At 59.1% G+C, this 18,935-nt stretch carries 21 protein-coding genes and 1 pseudogene; 8 read left to right on the forward strand and 14 right to left on the reverse strand.

From position 1 onward, the window contains the following. Positions 1 to 23 precede the first annotated feature (23 nt). The 7 genes from AAE029_RS24955 to AAE029_RS24985 form a co-directional block, all read right to left on the reverse strand. A complete protein-coding gene (locus tag AAE029_RS24955; RefSeq protein WP_371075597.1) occupies positions 24 to 167 on the reverse strand; it encodes a hypothetical protein in 144 nt (47 codons plus the stop codon). Positions 168 to 187: 20 nt separating this feature from the next. Beyond that, on the reverse strand, positions 188 to 781 hold the full coding sequence (locus AAE029_RS24960; protein ID WP_371075598.1) for a general stress protein: 594 nt from the start codon (positions 779 to 781) through the stop codon (positions 188 to 190). A gap of 28 nt (positions 782 to 809) precedes the next feature. Beyond that, entirely contained in the window at positions 810 to 1,127 is a 318-nt protein-coding gene (locus tag AAE029_RS24965; protein ID WP_371075599.1) for a PepSY domain-containing protein, read from the reverse strand. An 898-nt stretch (positions 1,128 to 2,025) separates the two neighbouring features. Continuing rightward, positions 2,026 to 2,340, reverse strand: coding sequence for a multiprotein-bridging factor 1 family protein (locus tag AAE029_RS24970; protein WP_371075600.1), 315 nt, complete (start codon positions 2,338 to 2,340; stop codon positions 2,026 to 2,028). A gap of 747 nt (positions 2,341 to 3,087) precedes the next feature. Further along, entirely contained in the window at positions 3,088 to 3,249 is a 162-nt protein-coding gene (locus tag AAE029_RS24975) for a hypothetical protein (RefSeq protein WP_371075601.1), read from the reverse strand. 338 nt (positions 3,250 to 3,587) lie between these two features. Then, a complete protein-coding gene (locus AAE029_RS24980; RefSeq protein ID WP_371075602.1) occupies positions 3,588 to 3,737 on the reverse strand; it encodes a hypothetical protein in 150 nt (49 codons plus the stop codon). Positions 3,738 to 3,770: 33 nt separating this feature from the next. Continuing rightward, positions 3,771 to 4,529: a hypothetical protein gene (locus tag AAE029_RS24985; RefSeq protein ID WP_371075603.1), complete on the reverse strand. Its 759-nt coding sequence runs from the start codon at positions 4,527 to 4,529 to the stop codon at positions 3,771 to 3,773. A 148-nt stretch (positions 4,530 to 4,677) separates the two neighbouring features. Between AAE029_RS24985 and AAE029_RS24990 the strand changes: the two are divergent. The 5 genes and pseudogenes from AAE029_RS24990 (at position 4,678) to AAE029_RS25010 (ending at position 8,424) form a co-directional block, all read left to right on the forward strand. Next, positions 4,678 to 6,339: pseudogene (locus AAE029_RS24990) on the forward strand (alpha-amylase family protein). 201 nt (positions 6,340 to 6,540) lie between these two features. Beyond that, the gene (locus AAE029_RS24995) at positions 6,541 to 6,813 is read left to right on the forward strand and encodes a hypothetical protein (protein ID WP_371075604.1); all 273 of its coding nucleotides are present in this window, start codon (positions 6,541 to 6,543) and stop codon (positions 6,811 to 6,813) included. Positions 6,814 to 6,920: 107 nt separating this feature from the next. Continuing rightward, a complete protein-coding gene (locus tag AAE029_RS25000; protein WP_371075605.1) occupies positions 6,921 to 7,196 on the forward strand; it encodes a DUF2934 domain-containing protein in 276 nt (91 codons plus the stop codon). Positions 7,197 to 7,356: 160 nt separating this feature from the next. Continuing rightward, entirely contained in the window at positions 7,357 to 7,890 is a 534-nt protein-coding gene (locus tag AAE029_RS25005; RefSeq protein ID WP_371075606.1) for a DUF1003 domain-containing protein, read from the forward strand. A gap of 180 nt (positions 7,891 to 8,070) precedes the next feature. Next, positions 8,071 to 8,424 (forward strand): glutathione binding-like protein, encoded by a 354-nt coding sequence (locus AAE029_RS25010; protein ID WP_371075607.1) that lies wholly within the window; start codon positions 8,071 to 8,073, stop codon positions 8,422 to 8,424. Between the two features lie 656 nt (positions 8,425 to 9,080). Here AAE029_RS25010 and AAE029_RS25015 read toward each other — a convergent pair. Then, on the reverse strand, positions 9,081 to 9,629 hold the full coding sequence (locus AAE029_RS25015; protein WP_371075608.1) for a phosphoenolpyruvate hydrolase family protein: 549 nt from the start codon (positions 9,627 to 9,629) through the stop codon (positions 9,081 to 9,083). Between the two features lie 117 nt (positions 9,630 to 9,746). Between AAE029_RS25015 and AAE029_RS25020 the strand changes: the two genes are divergently transcribed. The 3 genes from AAE029_RS25020 to AAE029_RS25030 are packed head-to-tail and all read left to right on the forward strand — an operon-like array spanning position 9,747 to position 13,241. After that, positions 9,747 to 10,376: a cupin domain-containing protein gene (locus AAE029_RS25020; protein WP_371075609.1), complete on the forward strand. Its 630-nt coding sequence runs from the start codon at positions 9,747 to 9,749 to the stop codon at positions 10,374 to 10,376. A gap of 1 nt (position 10,377) precedes the next feature. Then, positions 10,378 to 11,442 (forward strand): Gfo/Idh/MocA family protein, encoded by a 1,065-nt coding sequence (locus tag AAE029_RS25025; RefSeq protein ID WP_371075610.1) that lies wholly within the window; start codon positions 10,378 to 10,380, stop codon positions 11,440 to 11,442. Next, entirely contained in the window at positions 11,442 to 13,241 is a 1,800-nt protein-coding gene (locus tag AAE029_RS25030; RefSeq protein WP_371075611.1) for a phosphoenolpyruvate hydrolase family protein, read from the forward strand. The genes AAE029_RS25025 and AAE029_RS25030 overlap by 1 nt, the downstream gene beginning before the upstream one ends. A 63-nt stretch (positions 13,242 to 13,304) precedes the next feature. On the opposite strand, the gene AAE029_RS25035 is transcribed toward AAE029_RS25030, so the two are convergent. From AAE029_RS25035 to AAE029_RS25060, 6 genes are all read right to left on the reverse strand, one after another. After that, a complete protein-coding gene (locus tag AAE029_RS25035; RefSeq protein ID WP_371075612.1) occupies positions 13,305 to 13,745 on the reverse strand; it encodes an SRPBCC family protein in 441 nt (146 codons plus the stop codon). A 237-nt stretch (positions 13,746 to 13,982) separates the two neighbouring features. Then, a complete protein-coding gene (locus AAE029_RS25040; protein ID WP_371075613.1) occupies positions 13,983 to 14,813 on the reverse strand; it encodes a phosphoenolpyruvate hydrolase family protein in 831 nt (276 codons plus the stop codon). Between the two features lies 1 nt (position 14,814). Then, positions 14,815 to 16,017 carry a Tm-1-like ATP-binding domain-containing protein gene (locus AAE029_RS25045; RefSeq protein WP_371075654.1) on the reverse strand — a complete coding sequence of 401 codons (1,203 nt, stop codon included), beginning with the start codon at positions 16,015 to 16,017 and terminating at the stop codon, positions 14,815 to 14,817. Between the two features lie 28 nt (positions 16,018 to 16,045). Next, positions 16,046 to 17,098, reverse strand: a complete 1,053-nt coding sequence (locus AAE029_RS25050; protein WP_371075614.1) for an ABC transporter ATP-binding protein — start codon at positions 17,096 to 17,098, stop codon at positions 16,046 to 16,048. A 95-nt stretch (positions 17,099 to 17,193) separates the two neighbouring features. Then, positions 17,194 to 18,042, reverse strand: a complete 849-nt coding sequence (locus tag AAE029_RS25055; protein ID WP_371075615.1) for a carbohydrate ABC transporter permease — start codon at positions 18,040 to 18,042, stop codon at positions 17,194 to 17,196. Beyond that, complete coding sequence (locus tag AAE029_RS25060) at positions 18,039 to 18,923, reverse strand: carbohydrate ABC transporter permease (RefSeq protein WP_371075616.1); 885 nt, start codon at positions 18,921 to 18,923, stop codon at positions 18,039 to 18,041. Before AAE029_RS25060 ends, AAE029_RS25055 begins: the two co-directional genes overlap by 4 nt. Between the last annotated feature and the right edge of the window lie 12 nt (positions 18,924 to 18,935).

Consider the following 18,935-nt stretch of genomic DNA (forward strand, 5'->3'; position numbering starts at 1 on the left):
GACCCGGCGGGCTGTGAGACCGACTAGGAGACGGCGCTTGTAACAAGTTCCTCGTCCATCGGGTCCTTGCTGATGATCGCATCATGGGTGGATTCCACGATCATGACGAGCTGGTTCGCGGCGCGCTCGGACGGTTGGCGCGTGGGTTTCGAAGGGCCGGGGAGCAACGACCCTTCGTCAACTTATGTTATGGCAGCGGTTGCCGCCAACGGTCACGCTCTCGATCGATGTCCGCAGAACTATAGGGATCCAGTGTAGGGTCGAAACGAGTCCAGCCTTCCTCGGTATAGGCGCGGCGTCTTTCATACGGGTCTACATAGTTCGACCGCTTCAAGATAGCGTCGGCCTCTAAGGCGAAATCGTCGCTCACTCTGGCGGTGACCAACGTCCCGCCGCGACGCACTCCCTCGGCATAGAGATTGGCGTCTTCTTCGGGCACTCCGGACGAAGTCAGAGCGCCAATGATGCCACCCGCCGCGCCACCCGCAACGGCGCCCGCCGCTGCACCAGCTGCGGTCGCAGCCAGCCAGCCGGCAGCAACCACAGGGCCGACGCCGGGAATGGCCATAAGACCGAGTCCGGTCAGCAATCCACCAGCGCCGCCAACGACTGCACCCACGCCGGCGCCAGTACCTGCGCCCTCGGCGGCATTGGAGCGGTCGCCGGAAACATTGTTAGACACGATGCTGATGTCGTTCGACGGAACACCGGCAGCCTCGAGCTCGTCGACCGCCAGTCGAGCGTCTTCGTAATCATCATAAAGTCCTGTTACAGTTCGCATGATACTGTTCTCCTATTTTGTCGATGCGCTACTGAGCGACAATATTGCCTTGGTAGTCCAAACCGACCGAGACGGATTTGCCGTCTTTCATCGCCGTTGCCTGCCAGATGCCCTGGTCAGTAAGTTTCAGGCCGGTGACATCCGAGTATCCCGCCTTTTCGATCCGCTCCTTGGCCTGGCTCTCGGTGAAGCTATTGGCGCCTTCTACTGGAGCGGTCGGATTTGTGCTGTCTGGCGTTGCGATTGCCGGCGTGTTGCCTTCCGACGTTGGTGGTTTCGCCGTTTGCGCATGGGTAGCCAACGCTGACGCGCCAAGTACGGCGGCAGCCAAGATTATTGTTTTCATGGGGTGATTTCCTCTTTTGGGGATCGCTTGACAATCCGTGAAATGAAAACCGTGCAGATCACTATTTGTTCCGGTGAGCGACGGCGCAGACTTACATTCTATGATCCAACTCGGTCTAAGCCTCTCCTAGAGCGGGATGCCGAAAAGTGTGCGCGGTTTTCGGGCGACATCCCGCTCTAACTTTTTGATGTAGAGACGGATTCAGATTTCAGGTCGATTCGACCTGAAATCATCCGGCTCTAGCGAAGACACAGTGCCGATCAGGACGCGGCCGCAAAGGCAACGCGATCCTGCAGAGCCGCAATTGCCGCGCGACGCAAGGCCGCCCAGGATTGAGCCCTGCCTGGCACTGCTGTGGCCGAAGGTGTCGACCGATTCCGATTGGATTACCAGCGCCTGTCGAAGGCCGCCAAAGACACTGCCTGAACGACCAAAAGTTGGCCCTTCAGGCATCACTCACGCGTCTGCACTTCGGCTATTTGGGGGCGGGACTCCCATCCGGAGCTACTTTGGATCGAGCCCTTGGCAATCTTGCTCATTTGTCGAGCTTGCAAAGCGCTCGGCGAGGCCAGGACCGCCTACCTCGTTCCAGATGCGCGTCCGCAATCGACTGGTACAATTCGAATAAGCGCACCTGCCCTTCAGACGCGAGGCGATACCAGTCTGGGTTCGCCAAGATAGCGGGGTGAGAGCGCAGATGCCGATAAACCGATTCCGTAAACACGGAGGCCATCTGCAGGGCTTCATGACACCCGAAGGATCCTGGCGCGTATCGGTCCCTCAACTCGTCTATCGTGACTTCGTGATTGTCAGCAGCGTCGGCGAGTTCGCGCAGGCGATGCTGTTCTAGTTCTTCTGGAGTGAAGGCTGCGGGCGGCTTGTTCATGGCGTTCTCCTTCTAGCCACCGCTGCCTGGACCCGCATTCTTCATTTCAGGATACTGAAGCGTCTGACTTTCGTCGACATCGATCGAGGTGCCAACAGGCGCGGTAAGACGTATTCCAGGTCCGCCGGCGCCAGAATAGCTGCCGTCGAGGAAGGTGATTCCAGCGCTTTCCAAAGCTCGCTGTAAGGCATCCATCGTCGACTGCTTTGCATCGGATCCGTTTTCTATCCGATTGACCGTATTGGCGGTCACGCCGGCTTTGGCAGCAAGGTCACGTACACCCCAGCCGAGCGCTGCCCGCGCCATTTTTACCTGCACCCCCTTCATTTGTGTATCCTGTACAAGTGCGTGTTGAAAAGAGGCAAATCGCTCCTTTGATGATCACACTGTACAAACACGGTTAGACAAAATCAAACGAGAGCGCACGCGGATCCCAACGTCATGCTGCGCGCCAAATCCTTATGAACTTAGGGGGCTTCCGCGCTTGAAGGATTAAGATGTCGACGAGATGCAATGGGGGCGCAGCAGACCGGAAGGTTTATAGGAGATCAGTCGCGGCGGACCGTCGCTCTCGAAAAATAAGTGCGCCCATTGGATGCGGCGACGAAGCCGGCGATCTCCACAACCGAGAAGCCGGAGAGACTATCGGCCGAATGCCTGAGAAAATGTCCCTCGGCGATTGAGAGCGGTTGCGTGTAAATCCATCGTGTTGAGCCTTTGCGTCGCGGCCCTAACGATAGAAGAGCGTCGAAGACCGCTCTCTTGTAGGTTGGCCGCTCGACTAAGGCGTCAGATTCTTTCTCGGATAACGCCGAGAAGGGAACCTTGTCGGGCGCCTGGGCCTGCTTCAGATGTGTGATATCGCCGAACGCTGGCGCAATCATTTCGATCGGTGCCAGGCCTCTTCATCATCCATGTCGACAGGTTCAGCAATGACTATGCCGCGAGCTTTCTGCGTCATCGCGCCGGCCCGCCATGTCGGTTGATTTGATATTAAGTCGCTTGACTTGATATTTGGTCGATCGACAGGTCAGGCTTCCGCAAACATGATCTCCGTCCGACTGTCGACGGGCTTTATAGCTCTCGGGAAGCAAACAGCGCGATAAGCGTCAGAATGGCCGCTGCGACCGATAGGGACCACAGGACTGCCTTCAGCCGGGGATTGCTCCGGATTCGTGTAACGACATCTGGTGCCGGTGGCACATCGCCGGGCTTCCGATCGAGATACTTTGGCATGATTGGCTCCTGGACGCAGGACAGAACGTTCTTTGGCGATTCCTGTTCCAGCAGAATATCGATGATCGATAGGATCATCGGATTGTTGATCAAAGTTCGTCATTGTCCAAATGAGCGGCGCCGCTCGCGCACGGCGTCCGGCATATGAAAGCAGTTTCGGGCTTTGGCGGCGGCGCGCGTCTTGCATATGCCCCCATCGGTTAGGAAGCCGGCGTTCCGATCTGAAGTCGGGCGGGCGCTCTTTAGCTGGGCTAGCCGGCTGCTGAATACGCCATCATCGCTTACGCATACTGGCTAGTGATGCACGCTGCCGCTCAAGGCGCATCAATGAATTTGGGCTAGTGGCGCTTGAAGTACTGCACCTCGCGCTCGTGCTTCTCGGCTTCCTCACGTGACTTGAACGTGCCGAGATTCCTACGCTTCTTGGTCTTTGGATCTACCTTTCGCGAGTAGAGACGATACTCGCCGGATTTCAACTGGCGGATCATGGTAACCCCCTATGTCGTCCATTGCAGAAATTCCTACCGATTGCGCGGGAAGCTCTGCTCCTGCCGCAATTCTTCCAGCTCCTGCGATTGTCCAAGATCGCGCTCAACGAGATTCTCGGATGCCTCATCCACTGTGCGCTGATGTTCCGTAGGAAGTATGTCGTCCCGCAAATCCTGATCGAGCGGCACATCTTCCTCAAGGTCGTAGGCGCGAACTCTGGGTGAACGTGCGCTGGCTCTCCGGGCATACCTGCCGATTGAGGTGGCCGATCCTGCGGCATCTGCGGCGAAAACGTCATCACTCGCGGCGCCGGCCTGCAGGGCGCGGTCAGCATCCCTTATCCCGCCGACCCGGCTGGTATCAGCATCGGGCTCGTTCGACTTTCGCGCGTTCCAGCCCTCCGTACGCCAGACGTCCGCACGTTCGTCCATGTCGATGGAGCCTTCGTCATCAAGGATGTCGTGGGCCGTGTCGTAGGTTGCGTCGTCCACGTCGGCAGATACCAGAAAGCCACCGCGGCGCAGGCCCTCAGCATATAGGGCCCGATCCTCCTCCGGAAGCAGCCAGTCTCCAAGCTTCGCCCAGAAGCCCCCTCGGTCGTGGCCGACGACTTCCGCCTTGTCGCTGTCAGCCTCATATCCGGGCATAAGTCGCACGTTCGTGACACCTGCATCCTTCAGCCGCTCAATAGCACTCTCGGCATCGCTTTGGCTGTCGAAGAAGGCCGTCAGCGTGCTCTGGCCGCGGCCGCCGGCGAAAGGCATCGAATTGTCGTTGTGCAGATCGCTCATTGGATTCCTCCTTACTCCTTCTGATCCGCAAACGACCGGAGGTGCTGGATGTTCCTGGCGGAACTATCGCGGCGACGGTTTCCGAACCTGCCGATGGGAACAAAGTCAGCAGCGACGCAATTGTCACTCGAAATATTCGGAGACCATCATGATCAATGACCTCTGGTACAAGAACGCCGTCGTGTACTGCCTGTCCGTGGAAACCTTCATGGACGCCAACGGCGACGGCGTCGGCGATTTTCAAGGCCTTATGCGGCGCTTGGATTATCTGTCTGGTCTCGGGATCACAGCCATCTGGCTGATGCCCTTCCAATCGTCACCCGGCAAAGACGACGGGTATGATGTGACGGACTACTATAACATCGATCCGCGCTACGGCACCCTCGGCGATTTCGTCGAATTCACGCACGGCGCCAAGCAACGCGGCATCCGCGTGCTGATCGACCTGGTCGTCAACCACACTTCGGACCAGCATCCTTGGTTTCAGGAGGCCCGCCGCGATCCAAAATCGCGCTATCGTGACTGGTATGTATGGTCAAAGAAGAAGCCGGATCACGCCGACCAGGGAATGGTCTTTCCCGGTGTGCAGAAAACTACCTGGACCTTTGATGAGAAGGCGAAGGAATACTACTTCCATCGGTTTTACGAATGTCAGCCTGACCTCAACACTGCCAATCCGCAGGTGCAAGCCGAGATCCTCAAGATCATGGGCTTCTGGATCCAACTTGGTGTTTCAGGGTTCCGTATGGACGCCGTGCCTTTCGTGATTGCCGAAAAGGGGGCGGAGGTAAGGAAGCCAATCGAACATTTTGCAATGTTGCGGACTTTCCGAGAGTTTCTGCAATGGCGTCAGGGCGATTCCATCATTCTTGCAGAAGCCAACGTTCTGCCCGAGACCGATCTCGACTATTTCGGCGACGACGGCGACCGAATGCATATGATGTTCAATTTCCAGGTCAATCAGACGCTTTTTTACGCGCTCGCCAGCGCAGATATTGGCCCTCTCGTCGAAGCGCTCAATGCCACCCGCACGCGACCCGAGACGGCGCAATGGGGACTGTTCTTGCGAAATCACGACGAGCTTGATCTCGGTCGACTTTCCCCCAAGCAGCGCAACGCCGTCTTCGCCGCTTTTGGCCCCGAGAAGAACATGCAGCTCTACGATCGTGGCATTCGGCGACGCCTGGCTCCAATGGTCGATGGAGACCCGGCAAGAATTCGCCTTGCGTACAGCTTGATGTTCTCGCTCCCAGGCACGCCGGTGCTGCGATACGGTGACGAGATTGGCATGGGGGACGATCTCGGCCTTCCAGAACGAAACTGCGCCCGCACGCCGATGCAATGGTCGACGGAACCGCAGGCGGGCTTTACGAAGAGCGATAAGCCTGTTGTCCCTGTGATCGCAGAGGGCCCCTATGGCTTCCAGCACATCAATGTTGCCGACCAGCGGCGCGACAATGACTCCATGCTGAATTGGACGGAGCGGCTGATCCGGATGCGAAAAGAAGCTCCCGAGATCGGTTGGGGAAGGTACGCCTGCCTTGAAACAGACAACGATGGTGTCCTGGTCATCCGCTACGACTGGTGAAACAACTCCGTTCTGATCGTTCACAACTTGAATTCACGGCCGGTAGAGGCAAGGATCAATCCCGAAATCGGTGATCTTGGCCGCATACTGATTGACATCGCAGATGGAACGAACAGCGAGGCCGACGATCACGGCGAGCACTGCCTTTTTCTGGAAGCCTATGCTTACAAATGGTTCCGGGTCGGAGGTCTTGATTATCTGCTTCGCAGAACCGAACTCTGAAATCAGTGTGAAAGGTCCAGGCCTCGCGTTTCAGCCATGCCGATGTGGAACAGTTTGTCGCTCGACACCGCATACAGATGGAACCCATGTCTTGCATGGTCCGGACTCCATAGCCATATCAGACGTGACCACTTCCACGACTTCCAACCAACGATGCGCCTGCGTTACTCGCCATGAGTTCCCGTGCGCAAAGGAGACGTTATGCATGTTTCGAAGAGTCTGAAGGAGATGAATGTGCGGGAGCGGGCGGACCTGATGTCGGCCGTTGCCGACGCGCTGGAGGCCGCCGCAGACGAGGCCGGGGAGGAAGGCGACGCGCGTGCAGTTGCGAATTCGCTGTCGCTTGCATGCAGCCTTCGCGGCAGTACCGATCTCGCCGTGCGTGACCTTAAGGTGGCCGAGCTGTTGCTCGAGCAGGGGATCATGTTCATGCACCTCCTGAACATCCGAAAGAACGAGGGCCTGCTCCACTAAGACGGCAGATTTTTTCTGTCGTCACGCCGAGAAGGGAACCTTGTCGGGCGCCTTGACTTAGGAGAGGCGGACCGGCTCCGAGGTTAGTGCCGGTAATGGAGGACGCAATGAGCGAAGAAGAAATCAGAAAGGCGGCGCACGCCAAGTGGGAGGCCGAAGGCCGCCCGGAAGGCCAGCACGAACGCCACTGGCGCGAGGCTGAGAACGAGGCGCGGGCGAAAGCCGGCGAGCTTCCGCAGACGTGGTCGTCAGACCATGGCGGCGGCGTCACACCGCCCTCGGGCGAGGAAGGGCAAGGCGGAAGCACGTCCGACGTCATTCCCTCAGGAGGAAACGGGCCGGGCAGCTTCAAGCCCGGCGAGGTCGCGTCCGAGAACAAGTAGGCGAGGTGCGCCGCTCCAGTACAAGACGAGCGAGCGGCTCCTCGCGTGGATGGACGAGGGGAGATGCGGGCTTTCGATGGCTGAGGAAGCGAACGGGCGCAGCGCGCAGGGAACCAAGCTGTGTGGCTGGAGTTCAGACCGTCAGGCGAGGAGCCCAGCCATGCCAATGTCGTCTTCAGCTACTTCTTCGACCGTCTCCAGGCGCCTCGACCGAAACATCGAGGCCTTGCTGGAACGACGGCAGGAGGAGGTGCGGCATGCTTCGCTGCAGGATCGTGTTGCAGGAGCCATCACCCGCTTCGCTGGATCCATGACCTTCGTCTACATCCATGCGATCGTCTTTGGCGCGTGGATCATCGCGAACATTGGTCTGCTGCCGGTCGTGCCGGCGTTCGACCCGTCGCTCGTGATCCTGGCGATGGTCGCATCGGTGGAGGCCATCTTCATCTCCACCTTCGTCATGATCAGCCAGAACAGGATGGCCGAAGCCGACGACAAGCGCGCTGACCTGAACCTGCAGATATCGCTGCTCGCAGAGCACGAGGCGACCCAGCTCCTGACGATCGCCTCCGCAATCGCCGAAAAGCTCGGTGTCGATCTGGACCAGAAGGAGGAGATCGAGGAGCTGAAGGAGGATGTCACTCCGGAAGACGTTCTCGACACCATGGAAAGGAAGTTCCAGGACGGCGGCTGATCAGAGGCGCTCGACGGCAGTGGCATATCACGGATTTCCGTCACGCCAACCTTCCCACGCGTTCCTTGGCAAGCGGAGCGCAAGAGCGGCGGCAGTCGGTCCCGCCTCGGCCTTCGGCCCGCTCCGCTGAGGCTCCTGCGGCTGCCCTTCTTTCATAACCCGTATGAAGAGGCGCAATGCTTGGAATGGCTGAGCTGGTTATCCATTCAGGTCTCAGGGGCGGCGTTCGAGCAGGTGTGGCACCCAGATCGCTTTGCCCTCGATCCCAACACTTATCGCGAGGTGGTCACAAAAGGCTGGTGGACGACTGAAGATCATTTCGACCGGATCGAGGAACGCCTTTCAGATCAACGAGAGTGGACGGTTCGATCAGGATACAGCCTTGCTGACATCTATCTTCTCGTGTTCTGGCTTTGGGGAGAGCGCATCGGGTTTTCAATGGCTGGTCGTTGGCGCGCTTGGACACGCCTTATGGGCAAGATAATGTCTCGTCCCGCCGTACGTCGCGTCATGCTAATTGAAGGGTTGGATTGACCGACCGCTCCAACGCATGATGGTCATGCGTTAGCAATCGCCTTATCGGGTGGGCATCGCGCCCCGCTCAAGCGCCTGCCGGCTGAGCAGCCCGCGTCCTCCAACCGCTCAAAATCGGGCAATTCGCGCAACGTCTCAAGGCCGAACACCGACAAAAAATGCTTGGCGTCACATACGTGTAAGGCGCGCCAGGTGTGGGGCTACGTGACCTGGGTTTCTCAGCATCGTATCGGCTAATCTCGCCCGCGAACTGACGGCAATAGTGGACACATTGGCGACTACGTGCTGAGGACAGAGCGCGTGGTGGTGTAAGAAAAGATGTGGCTTCTATCGTGCGGTTTGACAGGCCTAGTTTGGCGGAAAGCTTGATCTGTGAAAACTGGCGCGTCAACAAACGCCTTTCTTACCTGAGGCCTTCCTGTTTCATCACTGTCCACCCAAATGGATCATCGGAAACGATCGCTCCTAAATAAAACCCAACAGACATTGGTCTCGCAACGGCTCAAGCCTTTGCGCCAGGGCGTTGTCGTTACTAGGCGGAATGAAGGACGGGCAAGAGAAGCACAGAAGAGCCTTCCAGAGGCAAGCTGCAGGAATTGGTTTCCATGCGATGTAACCGATAGAAAGGCGGTGGAGAGAGGGTCACTATCAATGTCTCACCGACCGGCCGGGGAAATCAGGGGAATATTGCGGTCTGCTATTCCACTTTTGAGATCGAGGACGAATTCGCATCCCACCTCGACCATTTTGGCGCTGATCTCCGGCACCGTCGCGACGCCACCGATCCGAAGACCGCGGTCCCGTGCCAATGCCAGCATGGCTATCTCGCGATTCATGCCGCTCCCGAGATCGTCAAGCGCGCGCGCCATCGACCCTCGAAAGGTACCGGTTGTCGGTAGGTTGACCATCCCCGAAATTCCGGCGGCCATGACATTGGAAAAGAGCTTGTCCAGTTGTCGGAACGGATCGACGAGACATGCACCGACAAAGTCGGGCTTCCGCGGTGCGCTGCGAAAGGGCTGGGATGCGATCGCGTCGAGCAGCACGGCATTCGCATCATGAATGGGAAGCGAGGCGATCCAAAGGCTCGACTTGTGCGGCAGGCCTTCGAGCCATGGGCAGAATATCCACTCAACCTCAGGCTCGCTGGGGCCGTTTGGCGGCCAGGTCGCTGTGATGGTGCGGGCGGAACGGGAGGGTTTCATCGGCGCGGATACCCAATTTTACACACAGGGGGGCAATGAATTGTCTTTTCCTATCATGCTTGCAGGGTAACAATTCTAAAAAATTGCTCAGGAGTCGAGTGAACCGGGAGGAAAATTGTGACTTTGTTCCGCAGCGGCGAGACGCCACCGCATTGGTGCGAGCTCAGGACCTTTTATATTTACAATCTGGCGATCGGCGAAACCGTCGCCTGCGCGCCAGAAGGCACCCGCGACCGTCTCCTGATCACCAATGGGACGTGTCAGATCCTGACCGACAGCAGCTCCCAAGTGCTTAAGGAAGCGCAGTTTACCGATCTTCCGGAGGGTAGGGCCTACAAGGTTGTCGGCAAATCGGAGGGCGCCCAGGCGGTCCGGCTGATTGGGCGGTGGGGGAGTGAGCTCGGGGGATGTGGGGTATTCCGTACCCAGAACATGCCCGACTGGGTGAACAAGGGCGACCCCGTTTCCTATCCGAAGCAGACCTCGGTCGATTCGCATTATCACGATTGCGACGAGTACTGGATCCTGCTGGAAGGGACAGGGGAAGCCGTCGTTGGCGGTACGCACTATTCGATGCGCCCCGGCGACTGCGTCCCTATCGGCATGGGACACCACCACGACTTTCCCAATGCTGCCGAGCCTATCAAGGCCGTATATTTCGAGACCACGCTCGAGGGAAAAAAACGCGTCGGACATCTATGGAACCACACCCATGGCCAAGCCGAACCGAAACGGGAGAGGGTATGATATGCCGAAGAGACTGATTCATGTCGGCGTGGGGACGTTTGGCCGACGCTGGTGTTCCGAATTTCTTGCCGCCAATATCGCCGATGGCACGGTCGAGGTCGTCGCGGTCGTGGATGTCGATGAAGCCGCTCTGGAACTTGGGCGCCGCACGCTCGGCCTGCCCGAGAACCGTTGCTACACCGATCCGGAAAAAGCCTTCGCCGAGAACGACGCCGATTTCTGCACCATCGTCGTGCCGCCGAACTATCATGAGCGTATCGTCGATATCGCCATTGCGCATGGGGTGGACATTCTCTGCGAAAAGCCGATCGCCGACACGATGGCCGCATCGCTTCGCGTCGCCCGCAAAGTCAAGGCCGCGGGCCGCAAGATGGCCGTGACAATGAGCCATCGCTTCGACCAGGACAAGACGACCCTCCGATCGATTATCCGATCCGGAGGGCTCGGCAAGGTCAACACGGTCAGCTGCCGCTATATGGCGGACATGCGCTCCCACATGGGCTGGGGCGCCTTGTTCCGGCATACGATGCAGGATCCGCTGATGATCGAGGGGGCGGTTCACCATCTCGATATCGTCGCCGATTTCGCAGGTTCGCGCTGCCAGACCATGTACGCCTCGACCTGGAAGCCGAGCTGGGCAGAATATGCCGGTGATACCGACGGTATCGTGGTGATGACGTTCGAGAACGGCGTACGCGGTATCTACGAAGGTTCTTCCAGCGCGGCCGTCGGCATGAACGACTGGTATTTCGAATATGTGCGGGTCGAATGCGAAGAAGGAACCGCGATCCTCAACAATCGCGAGATCGAGGTATTCCAGCGGCAGGCGCTGAAGCGCCAGCGCAGCCGGGAGGGCAAGGGGCAGAAGATCCAGCTGATCACTCAGCCGAAATGGCTGAATACCTGGCTGATCGAACGGTTCTGCCATTGGCTGGATGGCGGGCCGGAAATGGAAACGAACGTTGAGGCCAATGTGCAGGCCAGTGCGTTGATCTTTTCGGCAATCGAGAGCCAGAGGACCGGTAGCGTCATAAACGTGCCAGAATTTATCGATCGCCATTCCTAATGAACGAACCGAGGAACCGGGCTGACAAGAATGCCCTCCGGGCACGTATCCGCCCGGGCCATCGCAGCGGTTTTCTCGTCGGGGCCGCCATCGGAACCGGGATGGCGGCCAACTTTGCTGTTCGCGGCGGCGCGGACTTTCTGCTGGCGCTTAGCGCCGGGCGTATCCGCAGCATGGGTGAATCCTCACTCGTCGCCATGCTGCCGATCCACGAATGCAACGGCTTCGTCATGGATTTCGCCAATCGGGAAATCCTGCCGAGGGCGACGGTTCCCGTGTTCTTCGGCGCTTCCGCTTTCGATCCGAGAGGCAACCTTCAGGACATCGTCGACAAGGTCATCGAGCACGGCTTTTTCGGCATAGCCAATTTCCCGACCGCAATCCTTCTCGATCCCGAGTTCCGCGATCTGCTGGAAGATGCGGGGCTGGGTTTTTCGCGTGAGCTCGAAATGCTGTCGCTCGCCCATGCGGCGGGGCTCGCCACCATCGCCTATGTCCATACCGGGGCGGAAGCGGAGCGCGCTGCCGCCATTCCGGTGGATGTCGTCAACGTCGATCTCGGATGGAACAAGGGCGGCGTCGCCGGTGTATCGACGGAGGTTCGGATCGAGGAAGCTGCGCTTCACGTCGCTTCCGTGGTACGTCGCATCCGCGCTATTTCCCCCCACACCCTATGCATGGTGGAGGGCGGTCCAATCGTCAGCCCGCGCCACCTCGAAGAACTCTGCCGTGTCGCCAGGGTCGACGGCTATATCGGCGGCTCGACGATCGACCGCGTGCCTCTGGAGACTGCGATCGAGATCGTCACCGCAAGCTTCAAGACGATCGAGAGCCTGCGGGATCGCGTTGAACGGCTGGAACATAACGGGTTGGGCAACGCGTTGCCGTCACCTCTGCTTGGCCGATCCGACGCGGCCGCCGAGCTGCAGGCCATCTATCACCGCCTGCAGATGACGGACCTGCCTGTGCTGATCGTCGCCCAGCCGAGGAGCGGCGCACGTGAGGTCGCCGAGGCCTTGCATGCGGAAAGCGCCCGGCGTCATCGTGACCTCGTCCTGGTGAACCTCGGCGGCAAGACGGAAGCCACTCAAGCGCTGGAACTCTTCGGCGGCCTTCCGGGTGCCGTACCCAACCTCGTCAAGGCCCGGCTGGGATGGCTGGAGGTCGGCCACAAGGGCACTCTCCTTCTTCATGACGTGGAAATGCTCTCTCTCGATCTCCAGCACGCGCTTGCCGAAGTGGTGAGGACAGGCAGAATACGCCGGCTCGGGGAGGAAACGTCACGAGCAACCGACGTCCGGCTTATCGCCATCATGAACCCTGCGCATGCGAATACGGCGGCGGCGCGCAGCTTTTTCGAGCAGTCGGGCTTCGCAACGATCGTTCTCGCACCGCTCAACGAGCGATTGGAGGATCTTCCGATCCTGATCGAGACTGCTCTTGCAAAGATCAGGCTGCGCACGCGAAGGCCCAACCTGACGCTTGAACCGAGTGCGTACCGGCTGTTGCTCGAATATAGTTGGCCGGGCGACATCGCCGAGCTGCAAACAGTGCTCGAGACGGCGGCGCTGAGTGCCGGCGGCGATGTCATCTCGCCTCTGCAGTTGGAAGCACTGGTGCCGGCGAGAAAAGCCCTTCCGGCGTCGGCCTTCGCCTCCGAGCGCGACTGGATCCTCGATGGTCTGCGACGTAACCGTTTTCGCCGCGGCGCAACGGCTCAGTTCCTCGGCGTTTCCCGCAAGACGCTGTACAATAAAATGTGCCAGTACAATCTGACGCGGCTCAAGGAAAGCGATTGACGGCAGCAGGTCAGCCTCGCGAGATGGGCGTTCTTGCGAGGCAACGCCGTTCGAATAATCGTCCTAGCGCGTCCCGATGGCCTCCTCGAGCGCCTTGATGCCGGCGGCGAATGTGTCGCGTCCCACCTGCTGACTGATACGGGCTTCATGCTCCTCCGACACATCGAAGGTCGCATGCCATTCCACGAATGTCCTGTTGCCCTCGGTGACCGGCATGCAGTGGAATGTCGCCACATAGTTCTGGATGGGCATAGGGGAGATGAGGATGTTGTAGGTGAAGGAACGATCGAGATCGCTGAACGACAGCAGCTGCTCCCGCAGATTACCCCCGTTAGTCAGATTGAAGTTGCGAATGCAGCCGACCTGATCGCTCGGACGACCCTCCTCGATGACGCTTTCGGCGATCAGCGGGTGCCATTCGCCATGGCCGTTGAAGTCACGCGCATAGGCCCAGACCTTGTCAACGGGCGCGTCGATGATGCCGCTTACGTAAACTCTTGCCATTCTATTCCTCCGTGCTTTTTCTATCGAATTTTGGCCGATCGCAGGACGGTTTCCTGGATTGTTCGGTCCTAAGCGTTTTTCTTGGTGGCGGATCGCTTGCCCGAGAAAACCTCCTCTGCCGAGCATGTGTCCGTCGTCGGATGCGCTAGAGCGGGATGCCGAAAAGTGCGAGCGGTTGGCTGAAATCCCGCTCTAACTCTCAGATTTCAGGCCGATTGGGCCTGAAATCATCCTGATCTAGCGCCTGATGTCCTTGAAGCGCCGCGTCTGCTCCACAAGGGCGATTTCTGTCGGCAAGCGTTCCATGCTGCTGGCGCCATAGAAGCCATGGCATTCCCGGCATCTCTCCAGGATGAACGCGGCATCTTCGGGCGCCGAAACCGGGCCGCCATGGCAGAGCACGATGACGTCGTCGCGAACGGCGAGGGCTGCCTTTGCGATGGCAGACACGCGCTCCGCCGCCTCGTCGAGCGTCATGGCAGTCTCGGCGCCGATCGAACCACCCGTCGTGAGGCCCATATGAGCCACGATGATGTCGGCGCCGGCATCGGCCATCATCCGGGCCTGGTCCGCGTCGAAGACATAGGGTGTCGTCAGAAGGTCCTTGCTCCTGGCCAAGCGAACCATATCCACTTCGAGCCCGTAGCTCATCCCCGTCTCCTCGAGATTGGCGCGGAACACGCCGTCAATCAGACCGACCGTCGGAAAATTCTGGATACCGGAGAACCCGACCGCCTTCACCTGATCGAGGAAATAATCGAAGTTGCAGAACGGATCGGTCCCGTTGACGCCGGCAAGGACCGGCGTGTGCGAGACCACGGGCAGAACTTCGCGCGCCATCTCCATGACGATTTCATTGGCGTTGCCATAGGCCAGCACTCCCGCAAGCGACCCTCGGCCGGCCATGCGATAGCGGCCCGAATTGTAGATGACGATGAGGTCGATCCCGCCGGTTTCTTCGCACTTGGCGGATAACCCGGTTCCGGCACCCCCTCCGATGATCGGGATACCGTCTGCAATCATCGAATGAAACCGCTTCAGCAACGTCGTCCGTTCGATACGCGCCATTTTAAGCCTCGGATGCAATATTCCGGAATGCTGCAACTGCTGTGTCTGCAAATTCCGGGCTGTTGATATGATGGGGAAGGCGGAGCAGAATCCGTTTGGGGGTCGCTCGAAGAGTGTTTTCGATCGCCGCGAATAAGGCCGCGTCGGCCTCCGGATCCCAAAACGGCTTGCCGGGCGCGTCGAGTGCCGACACGCCGCCCTCAGGGATCAGAAATCTCACCGGGCCTTCGCAGGCATTGAGCTTGTCGGCAATCCAGCGGCCCATGCGGGCGTTCTCATCGGGCGTCGTCCGCATCAGTGTAATCTGCGGATTGTGCTCATAGAGATTTCGGTCCTGATAAAGATCCGGAACGGTTTGCCTGTCGGCAAAATTCACCATGTCGAGCGCACCGCATGAGCCGACATAGGGGAGCCGAGTGCGGGCGATGGCGCCGAAACGATCCTCGGTGCAGGGGAAGATCCCACCCATCAGGAGGTCGCAAACCTCTGTCGTGGTAATATCCAGAATGCCGTTCACCAGATGGGAGTCGGCAAGTTTTTCCATGGATTGGCCGCCGGTTCCGGTCGCATGGAACACAAGGCAATCATAGGTTTGCTTGAGACGGTCGACGATTTGCGTGACGCATGGGGTCGTCACTCCGAACATCGAAAGTCCGATCGCCGGTTTGTCTTCCTTGACATCCACCGAGGCGCTCGCCATGCCGGCAATGGCATGTGCCGCATTGGCGAGAATTGCGCGCGAGATGCGGTTGAGGCCCGCAACGTCGGTGACGGAATACATCATGCAGATGTCGCTCGGCCCGACATAAGAGGCAACGTTGCCGGAGGCGACCGTGGAAAGCATCAGCTTCGGCAACCCGATGGGAAGGGCTCGCATGCCGCGTGTAATCAGGGCGGTGCCCGACGAGCCGCCAAGACCAATCACCCCGCCGATGTCGTCGCGCGAGAGAAGAAGGCGCTCGAACGCCTCCGCCATCGCACTCACCGAGCGCCCACGATCGCCCGTAAAGACAGCGGCTTCTCCTTGAGGATGGCAGGATGCCACCTCGGCGGCGCTGATGTCGGCAGAGCCCGTTCCCGGTTCGCCGGTCGATACGTCCACCAGGACGGGCGGAAGGGTATTGCCCCGCGCAAGCTGCCGCTTCACATAGGCAAGCTCGTCCCCCTTCGTGTCGCAGGTGCCTGCGATATAGATGCGTTTCAGGCTCATGCTGCCCCCTTTCTCCGGATGCTCACAAACGCTTGCCGCTCTTCTCGTCGAAGATGTGGACCAGGGCCGAATCGGGCATGATGCGGATCGTGTCGCCTGGACGGGCCTTGATCCTTTCCCGGAAGATGCAGATCACCTCCTGGTTTCCGAGTTTCCCGACGATTTGCATCTCCGATCCGGTTGGCTCGACAACCAGGACCGTGGCCGGCGTACCTTCCTCGCTCAGAACGAAATGTTCCGGTCGAACCCCGTACACGGCCGGTCGTCCCGCTGCCGCCGGCGGCGCAGATTTGAGGGGAAGGAGAATTCCATCGGTAGTCCGGAAGCCGTCGGGCTCGACGCTGCCCATCAGGAAGTTCATGGCGGGCGAGCCGATGAAGCCGGCAACGAACTGGTTCACCGGGCGATCGTAAAGTTCGAGAGGTGCACCGATCTGCTCCACGATACCGTCGTGCATGACGACGATCTTGTCGGCCATCGTCATGGCTTCGATCTGGTCGTGCGTGACGTAGACGGTGGTCGTTTTCAGCCTCTGGTGGAGGGCTTTTATTTCGCCGCGCATCGAAACGCGCAGCTTGGCGTCCAGATTGGACAGCGGCTCGTCGAAAAGGAAAACCTGGGGATCGCGGACGATCGCGCGGCCCATGGCGACGCGCTGGCGCTGCCCGCCCGAAAGTTCACGCGGGTATCGTTCGAGAAGTTTCGAAAGACCGAGAATGTCGGCCGCTCTGTTGACCTTCGCGTTGATTTCGCTCTTCGGCGCCTTCTTGAGCATCAGCGAGAAGGCCATGTTGTTTGCGACCGTCATATGCGGGTAAAGCGCGTAATTCTGGAACACCATGGCAATATCGCGTTCCTTGGGAGGCTGGTTGTTGACTACCCGCGAACCGATGCGGATCTCGCCGTCTGTGATGTTTTCCAGCCCCGCGATCATGCGCAGCAGCGTCGATTTTCCGCAGCCGGACGGACCGACCAAGACGACGAACTCGCCGTCATTGACCTGGATATCGACGCCATGGATCACCTTCAGCGCACCATAGGTCTTCTGTACATTGCGGATATCAACTTCAGCCATACTACCCCTCCCAAGGTCTCGATCGATTGTCATGCCGTTTTGCCGCGACGTGACGATTCCAAATGGCGGCCTGTCTCTTCATCATGAACCGCCTGTTATTTCAGAGCGCCGGCGGTCAGACCGGCAACGATCTGTCGCTGCAGAAGCAGGAAGACCGCCAGGATCGGAAGCACAAAGACCGAGGAAAAGGCCATTACCCGATGCCAATCCGCGTATTCCGCCCCGACAAAGCTGTAGATGCCGACGGTCGCGGGCTGGAGCTCCTGTTCGCTCAGCAAAGTCAGCGCGTAGACGAACTGGCCGTAGGCCTGCACGAAGGAGAGGGCGCCTACCACGATGAGCGGCACCTTCATGATCGGCAGGACGATGCGCCAGAACGTCTGGAACTGATTGCACCCGTCGACGCGCGAGGCCTCCTCGAGTTCGTAGGGAACCTGGCGAAACATCGGCCGCAGGATAACCAGGGCGAAAGCAAGTGTTTTTGATGTCGTCGCAAGCACGACCGCGACCTGTGTGTTCAGTATGTCGAGCGAGCGGAAAATGATGAACATCGGGGTTGCCAGCAGCGCTTCGGGGAAGACCTGAAGCATCAGCACCAGAACCAGAGCCAGATTGATGAGACGCGACTTCAGGCGGCTCATGGCATAACCGCCCATGGAGCCAAGAAGCAGTGTCAGCACCGTCACCGGAAGGGCGATCGCCACACTGTTGCGAAGGTATCGACCGATGTTCTCGCGTTGGAAGACGTAGTAGAAGGAATCCAGCGTCGGATTGCTCGGCACCAGCGTTGGCGGCTTGGCGAAGATCTCGGTTGAGGTCTTGAGGCCTGACGTGAACATCCAGTAAATCGGAAACAGGTAGAGCGCGACACCGATCAGGGCGATTGCCGTATGGCCCATGCCGCCGAACGGCAGATCACCGAGCCGCTTTGACTTTGCGATCATCCGATGGCCTCCTTCTTGAGCGTGCGCACGTAAATGAGTGCTACCGCAAATACGATGACGAAGGAGAAGCTGCCGATCGCCGATCCGATGCCGAACTGGAACTGCTGGAACGAGAACTGGTAGGAAAGGAGCGGCAGCACGTTGCTGGCGTCGAGCGGTCCGCCTTGGGTCATCGCAAAGATGAGGTCGAAAGCGCGCATCGTGTAGATCGTCACGAGACAGGCGACAGCCAAGAGAGCCGGCGTGATGGCTGGAAGGGTGATGTAGCGGAAACGCGCGAACGAGCCCGCCCCATCGAGGCTGGCGGCCTCGTAGTGCTCCTTCGGAACGGTGGTGAGCGCTGCCGCAATCAGGATCATGCTGAACGGCATGCCGAACCAGATATTCGCAATCGTGACGGAGGTCAGCGCCACCGACGGTTCCGAAAGCCAATGAATTGGCGAGCCGACGAGACCGAGTGCCGAGAGGACGTGGTTGACGACACCGTATTCGGTGGCGAACAGCCACTTCCAAAGAGCGCCCACGACGAGAGCCGGAAGCATCCACGAAGCAAGCAGCAGGCCGCGTAGCGTATGTGCTCCGGGGAACTGCTGCGAGAAGAATATCGCGACCGCTAGGCCGATCGAAACCTGCACGATGACATTGATGCAGACGAACAGCAGGGAATTGACGAAGACCTTCTGGAAGGACGGATCCGCGATGACCGTCCTGTAGTTCTCAAGCCCGACAAAGGGGCGCAGGAATTCGACGATGTTGCCGAGATTGACCTCCTGGAAGCTCATCATGACATTGTAGACGACCGGAAAGCCGACAAAGGCCAGGAGATAACAAACCGGCGCTGCCAGGAAAAAATACAGTAGCGGCGAGCGAGCATTATCCATGACGCAGCTCCG

It is taken from the genome of Sinorhizobium sp. CB7, assembly GCF_041357635.1.
GTDB lineage: Bacteria > Pseudomonadota > Alphaproteobacteria > Rhizobiales > Rhizobiaceae > Rhizobium.

Coding starts and splice junctions, on each gene's coding strand:
- AAE029_RS24960 (WP_371075598.1), bottom strand. CDS start 781: ATGCGAACTGTAACAGGACTTTATGATGATTACGAAGACGCTCGACTG.
- AAE029_RS24965 (WP_371075599.1), bottom strand. CDS start 1,127: ATGAAAACAATAATCTTGGCTGCCGCCGTACTTGGCGCGTCAGCGTTG.
- AAE029_RS24970 (WP_371075600.1), bottom strand. CDS start 2,340: ATGAAGGGGGTGCAGGTAAAAATGGCGCGGGCAGCGCTCGGCTGGGGT.
- AAE029_RS24975 (WP_371075601.1), bottom strand. CDS start 3,249: ATGCCAAAGTATCTCGATCGGAAGCCCGGCGATGTGCCACCGGCACCA.
- AAE029_RS24980 (WP_371075602.1), bottom strand. CDS start 3,737: ATGATCCGCCAGTTGAAATCCGGCGAGTATCGTCTCTACTCGCGAAAG.
- AAE029_RS24985 (WP_371075603.1), bottom strand. CDS start 4,529: ATGAGCGATCTGCACAACGACAATTCGATGCCTTTCGCCGGCGGCCGC.
- AAE029_RS24995 (WP_371075604.1), top strand. CDS start 6,541: ATGCATGTTTCGAAGAGTCTGAAGGAGATGAATGTGCGGGAGCGGGCG.
- AAE029_RS25000 (WP_371075605.1), top strand. CDS start 6,921: ATGAGCGAAGAAGAAATCAGAAAGGCGGCGCACGCCAAGTGGGAGGCC.
- AAE029_RS25005 (WP_371075606.1), top strand. CDS start 7,357: ATGCCAATGTCGTCTTCAGCTACTTCTTCGACCGTCTCCAGGCGCCTC.
- AAE029_RS25015 (WP_371075608.1), bottom strand. CDS start 9,629: ATGAAACCCTCCCGTTCCGCCCGCACCATCACAGCGACCTGGCCGCCA.
- AAE029_RS25025 (WP_371075610.1), top strand. CDS start 10,378: ATGCCGAAGAGACTGATTCATGTCGGCGTGGGGACGTTTGGCCGACGC.
- AAE029_RS25030 (WP_371075611.1), top strand. CDS start 11,442: ATGAACGAACCGAGGAACCGGGCTGACAAGAATGCCCTCCGGGCACGT.
- AAE029_RS25035 (WP_371075612.1), bottom strand. CDS start 13,745: ATGGCAAGAGTTTACGTAAGCGGCATCATCGACGCGCCCGTTGACAAG.
- AAE029_RS25040 (WP_371075613.1), bottom strand. CDS start 14,813: ATGGCGCGTATCGAACGGACGACGTTGCTGAAGCGGTTTCATTCGATG.
- AAE029_RS25050 (WP_371075614.1), bottom strand. CDS start 17,098: ATGGCTGAAGTTGATATCCGCAATGTACAGAAGACCTATGGTGCGCTG.
- AAE029_RS25055 (WP_371075615.1), bottom strand. CDS start 18,042: ATGATCGCAAAGTCAAAGCGGCTCGGTGATCTGCCGTTCGGCGGCATG.
- AAE029_RS25060 (WP_371075616.1), bottom strand. CDS start 18,923: ATGGATAATGCTCGCTCGCCGCTACTGTATTTTTTCCTGGCAGCGCCG.